The sequence below is a fragment of the Enhygromyxa salina genome (assembly GCF_002994635.1).
GTDB lineage: Bacteria > Myxococcota_A > Polyangia > Nannocystales > Nannocystaceae > Plesiocystis > Plesiocystis salina_B.
The window spans coordinates 181,449-198,192 of sequence record NZ_PVNL01000041.1; the positions used below are offsets into that span (position 1 = coordinate 181,449).

At 68.6% G+C, this 16,744-nt stretch carries 14 protein-coding genes; 6 read left to right on the top strand and 8 right to left on the bottom strand.

Features of this window, described 5'->3' with window-relative positions:
* Window position 1: 1 nt before the first annotated feature.
* Window positions 2-508 (bottom strand): Fur family transcriptional regulator, encoded by a 507-nt coding sequence (locus tag ENSA7_RS09250; RefSeq protein ID WP_106088852.1) that lies wholly within the window; start codon window positions 506-508, stop codon window positions 2-4.
* Window positions 509-711: 203 nt separating this feature from the next.
* On the opposite strand from ENSA7_RS09250, the gene xseB reads away from it, so the two are divergent.
* The 3 genes from xseB to ENSA7_RS09265 all read left to right on the top strand — a co-directional run bounded on the left by xseB (window position 712) and on the right by ENSA7_RS09265 (window position 3,003).
* The gene (gene xseB, locus ENSA7_RS09255; protein WP_106088853.1) at window positions 712-1,044 is read left to right on the top strand and encodes an exodeoxyribonuclease VII small subunit; all 333 of its coding nucleotides are present in this window, start codon (window positions 712-714) and stop codon (window positions 1,042-1,044) included.
* Window positions 1,045-1,048: 4 nt separating this feature from the next.
* A complete protein-coding gene (locus ENSA7_RS09260; protein WP_181233531.1) occupies window positions 1,049-1,909 on the top strand; it encodes a polyprenyl synthetase family protein in 861 nt (286 codons plus the stop codon).
* Window positions 1,910-2,085: 176 nt separating this feature from the next.
* The gene (locus tag ENSA7_RS09265) at window positions 2,086-3,003 is read left to right on the top strand and encodes a GGDEF domain-containing protein (RefSeq protein ID WP_106088855.1); all 918 of its coding nucleotides are present in this window, start codon (window positions 2,086-2,088) and stop codon (window positions 3,001-3,003) included.
* Here the strand turns inward: ENSA7_RS09265 and ENSA7_RS09270 are convergent.
* Genes ENSA7_RS09270 through ENSA7_RS09280 form a run of 3 tightly spaced genes read right to left on the bottom strand, consistent with a single transcriptional unit; the run spans window position 3,000 to window position 7,590 of the window.
* Complete coding sequence (locus ENSA7_RS09270) at window positions 3,000-4,850, bottom strand: hypothetical protein (RefSeq protein WP_106088856.1); 1,851 nt, start codon at window positions 4,848-4,850, stop codon at window positions 3,000-3,002. The genes ENSA7_RS09265 and ENSA7_RS09270 overlap by 4 nt on opposite strands.
* Window positions 4,847-6,877 carry a hypothetical protein gene (locus tag ENSA7_RS09275; protein WP_146157507.1) on the bottom strand — a complete coding sequence of 677 codons (2,031 nt, stop codon included), beginning with the start codon at window positions 6,875-6,877 and terminating at the stop codon, window positions 4,847-4,849. The genes ENSA7_RS09270 and ENSA7_RS09275 overlap by 4 nt, the downstream gene beginning before the upstream one ends.
* A gap of 26 nt (window positions 6,878-6,903) precedes the next feature.
* Window positions 6,904-7,590 carry a hypothetical protein gene (locus ENSA7_RS09280; protein ID WP_106088858.1) on the bottom strand — a complete coding sequence of 229 codons (687 nt, stop codon included), beginning with the start codon at window positions 7,588-7,590 and terminating at the stop codon, window positions 6,904-6,906.
* A gap of 45 nt (window positions 7,591-7,635) precedes the next feature.
* On the opposite strand from ENSA7_RS09280, the gene ENSA7_RS09285 reads away from it, so the two are divergent.
* From ENSA7_RS09285 to ENSA7_RS09295, 3 genes are read left to right on the top strand one after another with little or no spacing between them, the layout of a single operon-like run.
* On the top strand, window positions 7,636-8,811 hold the full coding sequence (locus ENSA7_RS09285) for a sulfotransferase family protein (protein WP_106088859.1): 1,176 nt from the start codon (window positions 7,636-7,638) through the stop codon (window positions 8,809-8,811).
* A 42-nt stretch (window positions 8,812-8,853) separates the two neighbouring features.
* Window positions 8,854-11,202, top strand: coding sequence for a spermidine synthase family protein (locus tag ENSA7_RS09290; RefSeq protein ID WP_146157508.1), 2,349 nt, complete (start codon window positions 8,854-8,856; stop codon window positions 11,200-11,202).
* 55 nt (window positions 11,203-11,257) lie between these two features.
* On the top strand, window positions 11,258-12,106 hold the full coding sequence (locus tag ENSA7_RS09295) for an HNH endonuclease family protein (RefSeq protein ID WP_106088861.1): 849 nt from the start codon (window positions 11,258-11,260) through the stop codon (window positions 12,104-12,106).
* 38 nt (window positions 12,107-12,144) lie between these two features.
* Here ENSA7_RS09295 and ENSA7_RS09300 read toward each other — a convergent pair whose 3' ends face one another.
* The 4 genes from ENSA7_RS09300 to ENSA7_RS43425 all read right to left on the bottom strand — a co-directional run bounded on the left by ENSA7_RS09300 (window position 12,145) and on the right by ENSA7_RS43425 (window position 16,728).
* Entirely contained in the window at window positions 12,145-13,329 is a 1,185-nt protein-coding gene (locus tag ENSA7_RS09300) for an iron-containing alcohol dehydrogenase (protein ID WP_106088862.1), read from the bottom strand.
* Window positions 13,330-13,344: 15 nt separating this feature from the next.
* Window positions 13,345-14,706 (bottom strand): glutamine synthetase family protein, encoded by a 1,362-nt coding sequence (locus ENSA7_RS09305; protein ID WP_106088863.1) that lies wholly within the window; start codon window positions 14,704-14,706, stop codon window positions 13,345-13,347.
* A gap of 64 nt (window positions 14,707-14,770) precedes the next feature.
* Complete coding sequence (locus ENSA7_RS09310) at window positions 14,771-16,156, bottom strand: aldehyde dehydrogenase family protein (RefSeq protein WP_181233533.1); 1,386 nt, start codon at window positions 16,154-16,156, stop codon at window positions 14,771-14,773.
* 398 nt (window positions 16,157-16,554) lie between these two features.
* Window positions 16,555-16,728, bottom strand: a complete 174-nt coding sequence (locus tag ENSA7_RS43425) for a hypothetical protein (RefSeq protein ID WP_181233535.1) — start codon at window positions 16,726-16,728, stop codon at window positions 16,555-16,557.
* Window positions 16,729-16,744 lie beyond the last annotated feature (16 nt).

The following is a 16,744-nucleotide window of genomic DNA, read 5'->3' on the forward strand; positions in this document are numbered from 1 at the left end:
CTCAGGCCGAGTCGCGGGCTTCTTCTTCTTCGCGCGGGCACGACCCGCCCTTGATCCCGCGCGCCTTGGGGCACATCCCGTACAGCTCGAGCTTGTGCCGCACCAGGTTGAACCCAAAGCTGCGCGCGACCTGATCTTGCAGCCGCTCGATGTCGTCGTTGGTGAACTCGAGCACGTGATCACACTCGAGGCAGATCAGGTGGTCGTGGTGCTGGGTGTCGCCGGCGGTCTCGTAGATCGCCTGGCCCTCACCAAACCGGCGCTGGGCCGCGAGCCCGCACTCTGTCAGCAGCTTGAGCGTGCGGTACACGGTGGCGTAGCCGATCCGTGGGTTCTGTTCGCGCGCGAGGCTGAGCAGCTCTTCGATCGACAGGTGCCCGTCGGCCGAAAAAAATTGCCGGGCGATGATGTCCCGCTGGCGCGTGGACTTGAGCTGCTTCTTGCTGAGGTACTCGTGGAACTGCCCCATGAGCTCGTCCACGTCACGCTCGTCCGTTGCAGCCTCCATCGCGGGGGCAGGCTATACCGGCGGGCGGGGCTCGGCAACCGCGACCACCGTCGTGGCTCGCGGCTCGCGGCGCTCGACCAACGGGCTTCGGTACATGCTGGCCACGGCGAACACAAGCCAGAGGGGGTGGCAGGTCACACCCCGCGCGGGATCGACTGAGACGCCGTTGACGACGCCAGCGGGCGTCGGTACACCCCGCGAAGATGGCGGGCCCAGGCAAGACCTCCAAGGCGCCGCGCAAGCGTCCCAAGTCGGACGCGGACGCGGCCCCGGGTGCCGGAGTGAGCGCCGAGGCGCTGCTGGGTCGGCTCGACGAGGTCGTGCGCGAGCTCGAGACCGGCGAGCTGCCCCTCGAGCAGGCGCTGGCGCGGTTCGAAGAGGGCGTGAGGCTGGTCCGAGACGGCGAGCAGCTGCTGGCCTCGGTCGAGCAGCGCATCGAGATCCTGCTCGCCGACGATCGCGTCGCGCCGTTCGCCAACGAGCAGGACTACGCCGACCACGATCACGATCACGACGATGATCAGCAACCAGAGTGAGGCCATGACTACCTTCGATCTCGACGCCTACTTCGCCGAACGCCAAGCGGCGGTCAACGACGCCCTGGCCGCCGCGCTGCCGGAGCCCGCGCCCCGCCAAGATCCCGGGCGCCTGCGCGAAGCCATGCGCTACGGCGTGCTGCTCGGCGGCAAGCGCATGCGCCCGCTGCTGACGATCGCCGCGTGTGAGGCGGTCGGCGGTCAGGTCTCGGACGCGCTCCCGGCCGGCTGCGCGCTCGAGATGATCCACGCCTACTCGCTGGTCCACGACGACCTGCCGGCGATGGACAATGACATCGAGCGCCGGGGCAAGCCCACGGTCCACGTCGAATTTGGCGAAGGCAACGCGATCCTGGTGGGCGACGCGCTGCTGACCGAGGCGTTCCGGGTGCTGGTGTCCGGCGAGCGGGGGATCCCGCGCGCGCTCGTGGCCCACGCGGTCACCATGCTCGCGCGCCACGCCGGGATCGACGGCATGGTCGGGGGTCAGGGGCTGGATCTTCAGGTCGGCCAGGACATCCCCGCGCTCGACCTGCTCGAGCAGGTCCACGCGCTCAAGACCGGGGGGCTGTTCGCGGCCGCGGGCGGGCTCGGGGCGCTCTCGGGCGGCGCGAATCTCGACGTCGTCGCCAAGCTCGAGCGCTATGGCCTCGCGTTCGGCGTGGCCTTTCAGCACGCAGACGACATCCTCGACAACGACCAGCCGGCGCTGCGCGACGCGGCGGCGGTGCGGATCCGCGAGCTGACCGACGAGTGTCGGGAGATCGCCAGCGCCTTCGCGGCGGCCGGGCGACCGCTGGCGGCGATCGCCGACTGGATCGATCAGCGGGCCGCGCGAGCGCGGGCTGGCGAAGACCTGGCTTGATCGGTCGGGGGCCGGGCGCGGGGCGGGCCGGCTCGGCCGATTGTCCGTGTCGGCGGCCTGAGTGGGTCTGAGCGGAGTTTGGAGACCGCTGAGCGTGATCTCCGCTGTGCTCGTGCCCGCGCGGCGAAAGCCAGGCTTGCGATCCAGGCGACGTCCCACCTAGGATCGTCGACCGAATGTCGAAGTCGACCGTCGTGCTGGATTCGGAGGACCTCCCCCAGAATAAACAGCAGGGGATCAAGCGGGCGTTCGTGGTCGTGCTCGCTGGCGATCGCATGGGCGAGATGTTTCAGCTCAACGACGGCCGCACATCGATCGGTCGGGGTCTGCACGCCGACGTGCGCATCAACGACGAGGGGATCTCGCGCGCCCACGCGCAGATCGAGTTCGACGCCGGCGAGCACTACCTGTCCGACGCGGGCTCGACCAACGGGACCTTCGCCAACGGGGAGCGCGTCGATCGCTACCCGCTGCAAGAGGGCGACAAGATCCAGATCGGGGCCAGCAGCGTGCTGCGCTTCACCTACAACGACGACATCGACGAGGATTTTCAGCGCAGCTTGTACGAGTCGGCGCTGCGCGACCGCCTGACCGGCGTGTTCAACCGCGGGTACTTCAACAACCGGCTCGAGAGCGACGTCGCGTTCGCGCTGCGCCACGGCAAGCCGCTGTCGCTGGTGATCTTCGACGTCGACTTCTTCAAGAACGTGAACGACGAGCTGGGCCACCCGGCCGGAGACGCGGTCCTGCGGGACCTGGCCGAGCGCGTGCAGGGGACGACCCGCTCAGAGGACATCTTTGCGCGCTACGGTGGCGAGGAGTTTGTCTTGATCTGCCGCGACGTCGACGCATTGCGGGCCGCGCGGGCAGCTCACCGGATCAAGGAACTGGTCGGCGGCAAGCCGTTCAAGCTGGCTGGCCGCGATGTCGAGATCACGGTGTCGCTGGGCGTGGCGGATCTCTCGATGCTGTTGGAGCCGAGCGCGATTGCGCTGGTGGAGGCCGCTGATGCGGCGCTCTATATTGCCAAGCGAAATGGGCGGGATCGGGTCGAGATCTACGATCCCGAGAGCGAGCCGACTCGCGCGGTCTAGCGCGACTCGAGCTGAAGCTCGAGCTGGGGTCCACTCGGCGTGAACCGGCCGCGCAGCTCGAGGCTGCGACGATCGAGCCACTTTCGAACCGGTGGATCATCCGCGTAGGGCACGTCTTCGCGGGCGGCGAGCGGGCCGAGCGCGGCGACGCGCAGCAGCCACAGCGGCTCGATCTCATGCTCACTCGGGTCATCCCGCGGGGTCTCGAGCAGCCACCCAACCCGCTCGTCCGCGTCGGCCGCGATCATCCACGCACCATGGCCACCGCGGCGGGCGGCCTCGTCCACGAGATACACCGCGACCTCCTCATAGAGCCCACGCTCGACGCTGGCCTCGACGCCCGGTAGCTCGACCGCCTCGGGCGAGGACCCAGCGAGCGTGAGCACCGGACGGATCGCCGTCAGCACGCCGGGTCCAGCTCGCAGGTAGCCGACCCACCGCTCACCCACGCTGGCGCTGGGATCGTCGCCGAGCTCGAGCAGCATCAGCCCGAGTCCGTAGCTGTCGTTGAGCAGCGCCGATTGAGCCCGGCCGATCATGCCCTCACTCGACTGCGCCATCACGCCCGCGGTGCCCAGTAAGTTCGGCCACGAGCACAGCCCCAGCATGACCAAGCCGCGATCTCCCGCGTGTCGCAGCACTCGCGCCGCGCCCACGGTGTCCGCGAACGGCCCGTCTGCCAGGGGCGCAAACCGAGTGACCATGGATAGCCCGCCGATCCGCACGCACGCCTGGGCGGCCTCGCAGTCCCCGTGGGTGACCGGCAGCGCGCCGCGCTCGATGATCGGTGCGAACAGCTCGGGCAGCGGCGCGGGCGGACGCTCGGCAGCGATCCAGCGCACGTCGATGCTCAGTCGGTCGTCCGCGTAGTCCATGTTCATGCCCACGCCCTCGAACACGCGCGCTTGCGGGTAGCTGTCCTTCAGCGCCCGCTCGAGATCCAGGTATTCGTGATAGTCGAGCGTGTCTGCGCCAGCTCGGACGACGGCGTCAGCGAGCGCCTCGGCCTCGAGCAGCGCGAGCGTGGGGCCAGCGTGAACGAGGACCTGGATCGGCGCACGATCGTGCTCGACCGGATCGTTTGGGTACTCGGGCGCGGCGGCGGCGGTCGGCCAGGTGTCGGCCCGCTCGATCGCCCGGGCCAGATCCGCGGGCTCGGCCCCTGCGTAGAACAGATAGATCCCGTCGACGCGCAGCCGATCCTCACCCTCGCTGCGGGCCCACACCAACAGCCGCGGTCGCCCCGAGCACAGCGCCACGCGGTCCAGCGTCTCGCAGGCCTGGGCCCAGTCGCCGACGTCGTCATCGCCGATCGTGAGCCGCTCGAGCACCCGCAACAGCCGGGCGCGATCACTCGTCGGCAGCGAGGCCCGCAGGTGGACACCCAAGGTGCGCCCCTGACTCGACAATTGCGTGACCAACTCCGGCGCGGGCGCTCCATCGCTCTCGAGCTCACCGAGCAGCTTGCGGACTGCGGCCGCGCGACCGTCGAGGGGTCGGATCGACAGCCGGATCCGGGCGTCCTGCTGCAACCCGATCGCGTCGAGCCGAGCGTCGCCGCGCGCTGAGAAGTGGTCGACCAGCCCGCCAAACACGCTGACCAGCGGCGACGGGGTCGGGCTGGGGCGCGGCAGCGATCGGAGCAGGCGCGCGAGCGTGATCGTGTCGTAGCTGGCGTCGATCACCGCGCCGTCGAGATAGCCGCTCAGCGCCTCGTCGGACGTGGGCGCCTCGACGACCGTCGCTCGCCCGGTCTCGGTCTGTGGTTCGGGTTGCGGCGGCGCGCGGCGACACCCGAGCGCCCCGAGCAGGGCCATCGACGCCGCCAGCAGCGAGACCCTGCTCAATCGAGCTTGCCCATCGCCATGCGGACCTCGGGGGCGCCGCCCTCACCCAGGTTGACCTGCCCCCGCACCCAACGGCGCGACAGCCAGCTCTGCGCAAACCCGAGCTCGCGCCGGCCCTCGTCGAACGACGCGACGAGCCGCCACAGATCCCCGATCTCGAGGTAGAGCAGCGGCGCCGCGCCGTCGTCATGCGCGAGCCCGGCCAGCCACCGGACCCGATCATCGCTATCGGCGAGGGCAGCCCAGCCCCAGTCGCCGGTCGCGGCCGAGGGATCGTAGATCGCATAAAAATTGCCGGGCACCTCATTGTCGGGGATCGGCGTGAACTCGACGCGACCGGGGACCTCGGGGATCGACGCGGGCGACAGGCGCGAGTCGACCATTTGCAAGAACCCGGTGACGGCCGAGAGATCCGCGGCGCTCATGCGCGCGTAGCCAACCCAGTCGCCGGTGACCGTGTGCCGCGCTTCGTGCAGCGAGCGGATCGAGAACCCGGCCCCAAGCACCCGCGAGGTCACGTCGATCACGTTCTGAACCACGAACGACTCGGGCGGCTTGATGGTGTTGCCGGGGAGCCGCGCGAGGGTCCCGATCGCGTTCGGCCAGGTCTCGAGGAACAGCACGGCGGCGCCGTCGTTCTCGTGACGATCCAAGCTGCGCTGGAGCAGCTCGGGGTCGGCGTAGATGCCGGTCGCCAAGCTGGCGAAGCGCTTGCGATCGGGGAGTCCGCGGCTGCGGCCGCAGATTAGCGCGCCATCACACAGCGCGGCGACGCTGGGCACGTCGGCGTCGATCTTGGTCAGCTCGAACACCTCGGCCATGCGCTGGCGGCCGAGCGCGGTCGGCAGCCACTTGCCCGTTGCGACCGCGCTGTCGCCATCGAGCTGCAGCTCGACGCTCACGCCTTCGAACATGCGCTCGGTCTCGTGCAGGCGCGTGATCACGTCACTGCGCTCACGAAGATGCTGAGCCCACTCGCCATCGTCGTAGTCGTCGGTCAGGCTCCGCACCGCCCTGCTGAGCGCGGCCGCTTGCAGGAGCGTGACTGTGTTGGGCCCGTCGACCAGCAGCACGCCGTCCCCACGCAGGGCCGCGAGCGTCGGCGCAGCGCTCACCGCGGGAGCGGCCAGAGCCTGCTGGATCGCGGCGCGCCGAAATTCATCGTCGGGGTGCTCGTAGTCACCGGTGAAGGCCAACAGCAAGTCGACTTGCAGACCCCCCGGCACGTCGCGCAGGACCACGACGCCGTCGCTCTGACCTCCGCACGCGCGGACCGGACCGAGCGCCGCGCAGGTGGTCGCCCACTTGGGGCTCTGAAGCTGCTGGTTGGTGAGGCTGATCAGATGATCGAGCTTTCCGGGCGAGGCGATCGGCACGTGCACCCGCACGTGCATCCCGAGGCTCTTGGCCTTGCGATCGAGCGCCACGGCGGCCGGCGACAACGGCACGACCGCGGGCTCGGGCGTGGGCACGGGCTCGATCTGCTGGCTTGGGATCTCCTCGATGACATCGTCGTACTCGTGGTGCCCGCCCCGCGCGTGCTCCCGCAGCTCTCGCAGCGCCGGGCTGTCGGTTGCGACCGCCTGTTGAAGCTCGGCGACCCAGGTCACGACCGGGCGCGCGGACATGCTGATCCGCGCGTTGGGATCGATGCCGAGGTGGGCGAGCACGTCGTCCACTCGCGGGTCGGCGCCGAGCACCATGCCGATCTCGGCCAGGTCCTTGGCCTCGCGCGGCGACATCGGCAGCGACTGCAGCACCTCCTGCATCGCACCCGCTCGCCAGCTCGCAGACATCAGCGCGCCCTCTAGGTAGCCCGGCTGCAGGCCCACGGCTGAACCCGAGATCGCGGGGATTCGGTCGTCCTTGGCCGGGGCGCTGCGCCCGTCTGGCGAGCCAGCGTCGCCGGCCTCCGCGTTCCCGCCCTCGTCCTTCTTGCCGTGGCTCTGGCACGCGCCCAGTCCCAGCGCGGCGGTACAGGCCAGCGCGCTCACGCGCGTCATCCAGCGATCTCGGGTGACTGACATCGCCCGACATTATCACGCGTCTGCGCTCAAAATCCGATAACGGTGATCAGGCCGAGCTCCCACGCGCGCGCGGCTTGAAACGGATCGTCTCGACGATCGAGCCAAGTGTGCACGACCGCGCTCTCGAGCCCGATCGCGAAGCGGGGCAGCGGTCTGATCGCCAGCCCCAGGCCGCCGCTGAGCCCCGCCCCCACGTCGGTCTGGCGCGGGTCGTCGCAGCGCGCTTGAAGGCTGGTGTCGCAGTAAAAGCGCACCCGTGAGAGGCCGACGTGGGCACCCCCCAACGCCCACGCCATCCACCATCGGCTGGTCCAGCCCACGCGGAGCTCGGGACCAATTCGGAGCAGCTGGCCGAGCCCGCGCTCGCTCGTCGCGTAGCAGTCGTTGGCGAAGCACAGCTCGAACTCGGGGGCGTCGTTGTCGAAGATCCAGATGCTCTGGCTGAGGCCCGCGTTGACGCTGATCAGCAGGTGCTCGACGGGCTCGAGCGCGATCCCGACCGAGAACCCCCACCGATACCCGGCCGTCACCGCGCGATTGAACACGCGCGAGTCGTCGCTCGCGCCGAACCCCGGGACCGCGACACCGAGCGGCGAGACCTGAAGGGTCCCGCCCGCGATCGAGTGGTCCGGTTGCTCGAGCTGGTTCGATCGGTCCGGAGCGTCTGGCGGCGCGAACGTGATCGCAGCCCAGACCCATGTCGCCGCGAGCACGCTGCAGCATACCCTCGGTCCGCAGCGGGTCCGGTATAGTTTGGCGTGCCCCTCTCCCTCGACGCGCAGCAACTCCTCGGCGCCGCCGCCCAGCGCCTGGCCGTCGACGCGCCGCTCGAGGAGTGGTTCGCGCCCGCGCTCGCGGCCCTGACCAAGGCGCTGACGCAGGAGGCCCGGCTGTCCCCGGCCGGGCTGGCGCGGACCCACGAGCGGCTCGTCGGGCTGCTTGGTGATCGCGTCGCGCTGGCCGAGCTCGAGCGTCGGGAGCCCTCGATCACCTCGCTGCCCGTGTCGCGCCCGATCGTGATCACCGGGTTCCCGCGGACCGGCACGACGCTGCTTCACAACCTGCTCGCCCGGGTCGACGGGCTGTGGGCGCCGCCGATGTGGCAGCTGCGCTCGCCGGTCGCCCCCGCCGACGCCAACGACCACGAGTGGGCCCAGCGTCAGCGCGATGAGACCCGCGCGACGATCGACGAGCTCTACGCGGCCGCGCCCAGCTTTCGCAGCATCCACCCCATGGACCCCGAGTGGCCCGACCAGTGCAACCTGCTGCTGCGCAAGAGCTTCTCGACCATGGCCAACGCGTTCACCTGGTACGTGCCGGGCTACGTGCAGTTCTTGAGCACCTGTGACATGCGGCCGGCCTACGCCGACCACCAACGCTGGCTGCGGGCGCTCTTGCACCGACGCCAGCGCACCCAGGGCGATCTGCCCCGGCTGGCGCTCAAAGATCCGTTTCACATGTGGCACACCGAGGCGTTGCTGGCCGTGTACCCGGACGCGACGATCATCCATCTGCATCGCGAGCCGGCCCAGGTCGTGCCCTCGTTTGCGAGCTTGTGCGAGAGCCTGCAGAGCGTCGACACCGACTCGCCCCGACGCACCGCCGAGATCGGGCGGTTCTGCCTGTACATCCTCGATCACGGGCTCAAGGCGCTCGAGCAAGCCCGCCAGAAGCTGCCCGCGGCGCGGTTCATCGATCTGTCCTACCGTGAGCTGGTCGCCTCGCCCGGCGCCGTGCTGCGTGAGCTGGGCACCCAGCTGGGCTTCGACGCGACCGGGGTCGCTGTCGAAGAGGCGGGCGAGTGGCTCGATCGCAACCGTCAACACAAGCTCGGCCGCCACCAGTACTCGCTCGATGACTTTGGTCTGACCGAGGACGTCATCGACGAGTACTTTGCCGCATATCGCGCTCGCTTTGGCCCGCTGCTGGCCTGACGACTTGGGGTAGGGTGCCGGGATAGGCCGACTTGCCCTCCCATGCACGCCCAATCGAGCGAACCATCCACAGATCGTCAGCCCTCCAACTATCGCGGGTTGGTGTTCGCGACCGCGCTGTGTTGCTTGATGTTCGAGCTGGTGCTCGCGCGGCTCGTCGACTTTCACCTGGGAGCCGACAACGCGTATTTGGCCCTGCCGATCGCGTTCTTGGGGCTCGCGCTGGGCAGCCTGCACGTCCACCTGGTCCCGGGCTCGATCGAGCGGTTCTCGCTGCGGCGGGCGCTCGCGGTCTTGGTTGGGCTGTGCGTCGGCGGCCTGCTGTTTGCGTTCTTGTTCTTCAGCTGGGTGATGCCGGTGACCGCGACCAACGCGACAGTCGGGCACCTGGGGTATCTGGCCAAGAAGACCGCGATCTTCGTGGTCGTCATGCTGCTCCCGTTTCACAGCTTCGGGCGCATCCTCACCTCGATCTACCAGCTGCGGCGTGACGACATTGGCTCGATCTACGCCGCCGACCTGCTCGGCGCCGCGCTGGCCTGCGCGATGACGCCAGTCGCGTTTCACTTTGGCGGGCTGCCGACCGTCATCGTCGTGCTGATCGTCCTGTCGTTCGTGCCGCTGGTGCTGTCGCTGGACAGCGCGCGCTCGAAGCTGATCGCCGCCGTCGCGATCGTCGTGTTCGCTGGCGGGGCCGAGCGCTTGATCGCGTGGGCCGACAGCAGCGTCGACTACGCCAGCTTCGACGGGATTGGGGCGACCGAGGAGATCGCCCACGGTTGGAACGAGCACTCGCGCGTGGCGGTCGTCGAGGTCACCAGCAGCAAGGGCAAGAAGAGCCACACGATCATCCACAACAACTCGCGCAGCGCGGTCCGGGTGTGGCGCTACAAGCCGGTCAACAAGCCCGCGGTGCCCAAGCAATTCGAGGGCCGCGAGGCCCCGTGGGTGCTGGGGCGCCAGCCAACCAACATGCTCGTCATGTTCGCGGGGACTGGCGCCGAGATGATCGCGCTCGACCGGTTCTCCGGCGGGGACACCCCGATCACAGGCGTCGAGCTCAACGGCCTGGTCGAGCAGCTCGGACGCGAGACGCCGCAGCTGAAGAACCACCGGATCGCCGAGTTTCTCGACAACGATCACATTGATCTGGTCATCGACGAGGGCCGGCATTTCCTGACCACGCGGCCGCCCGGGACCAAGTACGACCTGATCTACATGGGCTCCAACGCCGCGACGACCGCGGTCACCGGGCACACCACCAAGTACCTCGACACCATCGAAGCCTACGAGACTTACCTGGACCTGCTCGCGCCCGGCGGGTTGATCGTGTTTGACCACCAGCCGCTCAACAAGCGGATCTCGAACATGCGGCATGTGTTCGAGCGGCGGGGCATTCCCGACTTTCAGGACAAGGTCATCATCGTCGACTCGCGGCACTCCAACGATGACATGATCATCGCGCCGGACGGCTTTACGCAGGAGGAGCTCGATCGTGCGATCGCGTTCGTGAGTGCCAACCACGCCAGGCGTGCCCGCCACATTCGCTACCTCCCGCGCGAGGGCTACAAGCGCACGGCCGTGTACCGCGAGCTGATCGAGGGCGACATCCACGACGACGTCTTCACCGACGATCGCCCGTTCATGCGCGACCTGGATCTGCCCAACTACAAGCTGATCCCGACCGCCGAGCAGCGCGAGTCGCTGGCGTGGTACGTGACCTGGATCAAGGTCACGACCGTGGTCGTGCTGTCGATGATCGCGGTCGTGTTCATTGGCGTGGCCTCGCTGCGCCGCGAGTCGCGGGCGCCTGCTCCCGTGCTGCTGTACCTGTTGTTGACCGGGTTTTGCTTCATGCTCTGCGAGGTCGCGATCATGGCCAAGCTCGAGCTGTTCTTGACGCAGCCGCTGCTGAGCATGGCCGCGGTGCTGTCGCTGTTCTTGCTGACCTCTGGGGTCGGGAGCGCGATCTATCCCCGGCTCGTGCGGCTGCACGACACCCGGGTGCTGGCGGGGCTGGCCGCGGCCGCGGTCGTGCTGGTGACCGTGGTGCTCGACGCGATGGTTGGCAACCTGCTGCACCTTCCGGTCGCGCTCAAGCTGGTGCTGGCGACTGTCGCGATTGCGCCGCTCGGGGTCGTGCTCGGGCTGTTTTATCCGCATCTCGTCTCGTGCTTGATCGACCAGGACCGGGCCCAGACGGTCTCGATCAGCTATGGGCTCAGCACGCTGTCGAGCGTGGTTGGCTCGGCCTACGCGCTGGCGGCGATGATCAATCTGGGGTTTGACCGGCTGCTGCATCAGGCTGCGCTGGGGTATGTCGCGCTGTTTGTGTTTGCGGTTGGGTATGGGCTCGCGGGGGGCCGCTGGCTCTCGCGCACGGCCCGGTGAGCGGGCACCGTGACTTCGGAGCTGCCGTCGCCGCGGCGCCGAGATAGGATCGGTGATGCTCACCACTCGCGGGCTCGCCGTCGCGTTGCTCACCGTCGCAGCCTGCGATCCAACCACAACGCGACCGGAACCGCCCGCGCCGAGTCCGACCGTCGCCGAGGCGCTGCTAATCGAGGGCGCTGTCGTGCCTGCAGAGCTGCGCGTGCCAGCGCCAGCTAGCGCCTACGAGCGCGGGGACTGGCCGCAGTGGATCGACGCCGACCGCGACTGCCAGGACACCCGCACCGAGGTGCTGATCGCCGAGTCCTACGAGCCGATCGTCTTCGAGGAAGACCGCAGCTGCGAGGTCGCAACCGGCCGCTGGCAGTGTCCCTACTCGGGCAAGATCGTCAGCGAGGTCCACCTGCTCGACGTCGACCACCTCGTCCCGCTCGCCAACGCTCACCGCAGCGGAGGCGCGACGTGGACGACAGACCAGCGCCGCCGCTACGCCAACGACCTCGACCACGCCGAGCACCTGATCGCCGTCGACCACACCGCAAATCGCTCCAAGGGCGACAAGGGACCCGAGGCGTGGCTGCCGACCAGTGAGGACTATCGCTGCACCTACGTGCGCGAGTGGGTGGCGATCAAGCAGCGCTGGCAGCTCGGCATGAACGAGGCCGAGGCCGCCGCGGTCCGCGGGGCGCTCGAGGCATGCAACGCCGGGTTGATCCCCGCGCTGCCGCAGACGCAACGCCCGAACGACCGCGCCGGGGCGACAGAGGTCGAGGCGAGCGAGCGAGACACCCGCGCTGCGGGTGAGTGCTGCCGGGTCTGCAAGAAAGGCAAGGCCTGCGGTGACGCGTGTATCGCCGCGTCGTCGAATTGCACGAAGCCCGCGGGCTGTGCTTGCGACGGGTGATTACGGCGAAGGCTGGCCCGACTCCGGGCCCCGAACCTTCAGGCGGAGAGATCGCCCTCGAGCGCCTTGATGAACAGCCGCTCGCAGTCCCGCTCGTTGGCGGGGATCGGGTTGCCGCCCATCGTCGGATCCGCGACCGCCAGCGGGGCCAGGCGCGCCGCCATTGACTCGGAGAAGCCATCCACGCTCTCGAGCGTGTGCGGCAGGTCCAACGCTCGGCGCAGCTCGATCATCCAACCCAGCACCGCGTCGAACCCGTTGCTCGCGGTCGGGATCTCCAACACCCGCGCGAGCTGGTCCATCTTCTCGCTGATCGCCTTGCGGTTGAACATCATCACGTAGGGCAAGAAGATCGCGTTGGCGGTGCCATGGTGCACGTTGGTCGCGCCGCCCAGCGGGTGGCTGAGCGCGTGGACCAGGCCCAGGCCCTTCTGAAACGCCGTCGCGCCCATGGTCGCGGCCATCAGCATATTCGTGCGCCCCTCGAGGTGTTGCGGCTGCTCGTAGACTGTGAGCAGATTGTTCTTGATCAGCCGCATGCCCTCGAGCGCGATGCCGTCGGCCATCGGGTGGTAGCCGGGGGCGCAGAACGCCTCGAAGCAGTGCGCGAACGCGTCCATGCCGGTCGCGGCGGTCAGCTTGGGGGGCAGCCCGAAGGTCAGCACCGGATCCGCGATGACCAGCTCCGGGAGCATGCGCGGGTGAAAGATGACCTTCTTTTGATGCTGCTCGTTGACGATCACCGAGGCGCGGCCAACCTCGGAGCCGGTGCCCGCGGTGGTCGGCACCGCGATCTTGGGCGGCATCTTGCTGGCGTCGACGCGGGTCCAGTTGTCGCCGACGTCCTCGTAGTCGAACACCGTGCCCTTGTTGTCGACCATCAGCGCGATGCACTTGCCAACGTCGAGCGCCGAGCCGCCGCCGACCAACACCAGGCCATCCGCGATGTGCATGCGGTAGGCCGTGACCCCTGCGCGGACGTCGTCGCCGGTCGGGTTGGGCTGGACCTTGGAGAACACCTTGCAGCTGAGGTCCGCCGGGCGCGACAGGTTGCGCTCGATCTCCGCGAACCACGGCAGGCTGACGATGCCCGGATCGGTGACGATCAACGGGCGCTTGATCCCCAGGGCCCGACACGCATCGGGGAGCTCGCGGATGCGACCCCGACCGATCCGGTAAGGGGTGGGGTAGTTGAAGTTGCCGACCGATTCGTTGGTGCTCATGGTGCTGACCCGCGCCTAGATGATCTCGAAATAGCGAGCCAGATCCCAGTCCGTCACGTGCTTTCGCGCCAGGCGATCTTCCCAGTCACGCGTGGCCGCGAAGTGATCCACGAACGCGTCGCCAAACAGCTCGCGCGCGACCTTGGACGCGCTGAACTTGCGAGTGGCCTCTCCCAGGGTCCCCGGCAGCGGCACGCCAGCGTCGCTGGGGTTCGCGTACGCGCTGCCGACGATCACGGGCGGCGGCTCGACTTTGTTCTCGATCCCCCACAGCCCGCTCGCCAGGGCCGCCCCCAGGGCCAGGTAGGGGTTGGCGTCCGCGGGCCCAACCCGACACTCACTGCGCGTGCTGTTGGGTCCGCCGGGGATCGCTCGCATCGCGGTCGTGCGGTTCTCGATCCCCCAGTTGGCGTGGGTCGGCGCCCACATGCCTGGCACCAGGCGCCGGTAGGCGTTGACCGTCGAGCAGATCATCGGCAGCAGCTCGGGCAGCAGCGTCACCTGGCCGCCCATGAACCAGCGCATCGTCTGCGACAGCCCGTCAGGATCATCGCCAGCGTAGAACACGTTGTGCTTGGTCTCGTGATCTTCGAGCGAGATGTGGATGTGCCCGCTCTGACCCGGGTACTCGTTGCTCCACTTCGACATGAAGGTCGCCATCAGCCCCATGCGCTGGGCGAGGATCTTGGTGAAGGTCTTGAACAGCGCGCCCTTGTCAGCGGCCGCCAGCGCCTCGTCGTGACGCAGCGCGGCCTCGATCACGCCCGGACCGGTCTCGGTGTGCAGCCCCTCGATCGGGCACTCGAGCAGCTCCATGCTCTCGAGCAGCTCGTGATACAGCTCGGCGTGCACGCCCGAGCGCAGCATCGAATAGCCAAACATGCCCGGCGTCAGCGGCTCGAGGTCCCGATAGCCCTTCGCCCGCGCGCTCTCGGGCGTCTCCTTGAACATGAAGAACTCGTACTCGAGCGCCGCGCGGACCCCAAAGCCCATGGACTTGGCCTTGGCGATGCTGCGCCCCAACAGCCGCCGCGGACACACCGCCTCGTAGTCGCCGTCAAACTGGGCGATGACCAGGATCGTGTCGTCCTCGAACGGGATCTTGCGGACCGTGCTCAGATCCAGCGAGACCGGCGCGTCGCGGTACCCCGTGTGCCAGCCCGAGACCTCGGTGTTGTCGAACAGCTGATCGTTGCTGTCCCAGCCCAGGACCACGTCGCAGAACCCGAACCCCTTGCGCAGCGACGACTCGAACTTGTCGCGGTCCATGTACTTGCCCCGGAACACGCCGTCCATGTCGAACACGCCGACCTTGTGAAAGCGGATCGACTCTTCGTCGAGAAAGCTGGTGAGTTGATCGACGTCCTGGAAGTGCATGGTGTGGGTCCGCCTGCCGAGGGTGAGGGGCCCATGTGCATACCCCACCCGCGGCAAAGTTTCTCTAGCGCCGGCGAAAGTGGAGGCTCTTGGGCCGGGTCAAGCTGCGCAGGCCCAAGTGCGAGAGCGAGACCCCGTGCCCCGAGTCCTTCACGCCGACCCACGGCAGCTCCGGATCCAGGAAGTCGCATCGGTTCTGAAACACGGTCCCGGCGTCGAGCGCGTCGGCGAGCTGCTCGACCCGCTCGTCGTCGCGCGACCAGATCGACGCGGTCAAGCCGTAGGGCGAGTCGTTCATGAGCTCGACCGCGTGCGCATGATCGCGAACTTTGATCAGCCCGATCGCCGGCCCGAAGGTCTCGTCGCGCATCACGGCCATCGAGTGATCCACGTCGACGAGCACCTGCGGCGCCAGGTAGCAAGGCGACCGATCCGGGACCTCGAACCTGCTCGCGTCGATCAGCGGCCGGGCCCCAGCCGCGATCGCATCTCGAACCTGACGCCCGACCCGCTCGGCCGCGCGCGCGTCGACGACCGGCCCCAGGGTCGTGCCCTCAGCCAGCGGATCGCCGAGCTTCAGCGCGTAGGTCTCGGCGACGTAGGCCTCCACGAAGCGTTCGAAGATCTCCTCGTGCACATAGATCCGCTCGACCGCGCAGCAGCTCTGACCGGCGTTGTAGAACGCCCCCTCGACCAGGTTCGGCACGGTGAACTCAAAGTCGCAGTCAGGCAGAACCAGCGCCGGATCCTTGCCGCCAAGCTCGAGCGCGACGCCAGCGAAGCTCCGCGCGGCCGCGGCCCGGTAGACCTCGTGCCCCCCGCGGACCGACCCAGTGAACGAGACATGGTTCACCCGCCGACCGTCGAGCACCCGCGCCACCGTCTCGTGAGTGCACATGAAATCGGTGACCAACCCATTGGGCGCCCCAGCCGTCGCAAAGCTCTGCGCCAGCTGGCGCCCACACAGCGCCGTCTGGGGCGAGTGCTTGATCAGCACCGCGTCCCCGGCCAGCACCGCCGCCGCGACCACGTTGATCGGCACCACCAACGGGTAGTTCCACGCCGCGATGTCGAGCACCACCCCGACCGGCTCATGACGAATGACCCGCCGCAGGCCCTGCAGCTCCGGAAGCAGCTCGTCAGCCAGGGCCGCGGGCGCCAGCTGGATCAGCGCCTCGACGCGCCCACGCATGGTCCGGGCCTCGCCCTGCGCCTCGGCCAGCGGCTTGCCCATCATCGTGCTGATCTCGCGGGTGTACTGGTCGAGGTTGGCCTCGAACGCCGTGAGCATGTCCAGACACAGCCGCGCGCGCTCCTCGACGCTCGTGCTGCGCCACTGCCCCTGCGCGACGTGGGCCTGCTCGACCGCAGCAAACGCCGCCTTCTCGTCGAGGTACTCGAACTCATAGGCGACCTGGCCGTCGATCGGCGACACGATGGACTCTGGCATCGGCGCGAGCATAGCCCCACTCACCCGCGCGCGGCCAGAGCCCCAACCGGGCTTCTGACCCCCTTGCAGGTCCGTCACCACCACCTTGGTACGCGCCCCCACCATCTCGAGCACGCGCCCCGTCCCCGCCGACCGCATGTCGGCAAGCGGCGCCCCCCTCCGCAAACGTCGAGCGCACAACAGGCCGGACGGGGTCCCAGCCCGAACGTTCTGGCGCGGCGGCTAGATGAGCGAAGTAACCGCCGCACCGAAGTCAGCTCCGATCCCCAAGGAATCGGCCCCCGATCTTCAGCCAATCTTCGGGCTGGGACCCCGTCCAGCCCGTGCGCGCTGCCCCGCCGGACCCACACACAATCGCGCCCGAACAATCACCCCGCCGGCCCCCCCGGATCCACCTCCTACCGGAGACCGAGCACCGTCATCGCGATCAACAGCAGCACCAGCATGTTGTCGGCCGCATCCGCGACATCCGGACCACGCCCGCGTTGCCTCCACCACTCAAACAGCGCGGCGATCGACAACACGACCACCATGCCCGACCAAACCCAGCCGCCGTCGAGCGCTGCACGCACGGCGATGGTGCCTCCG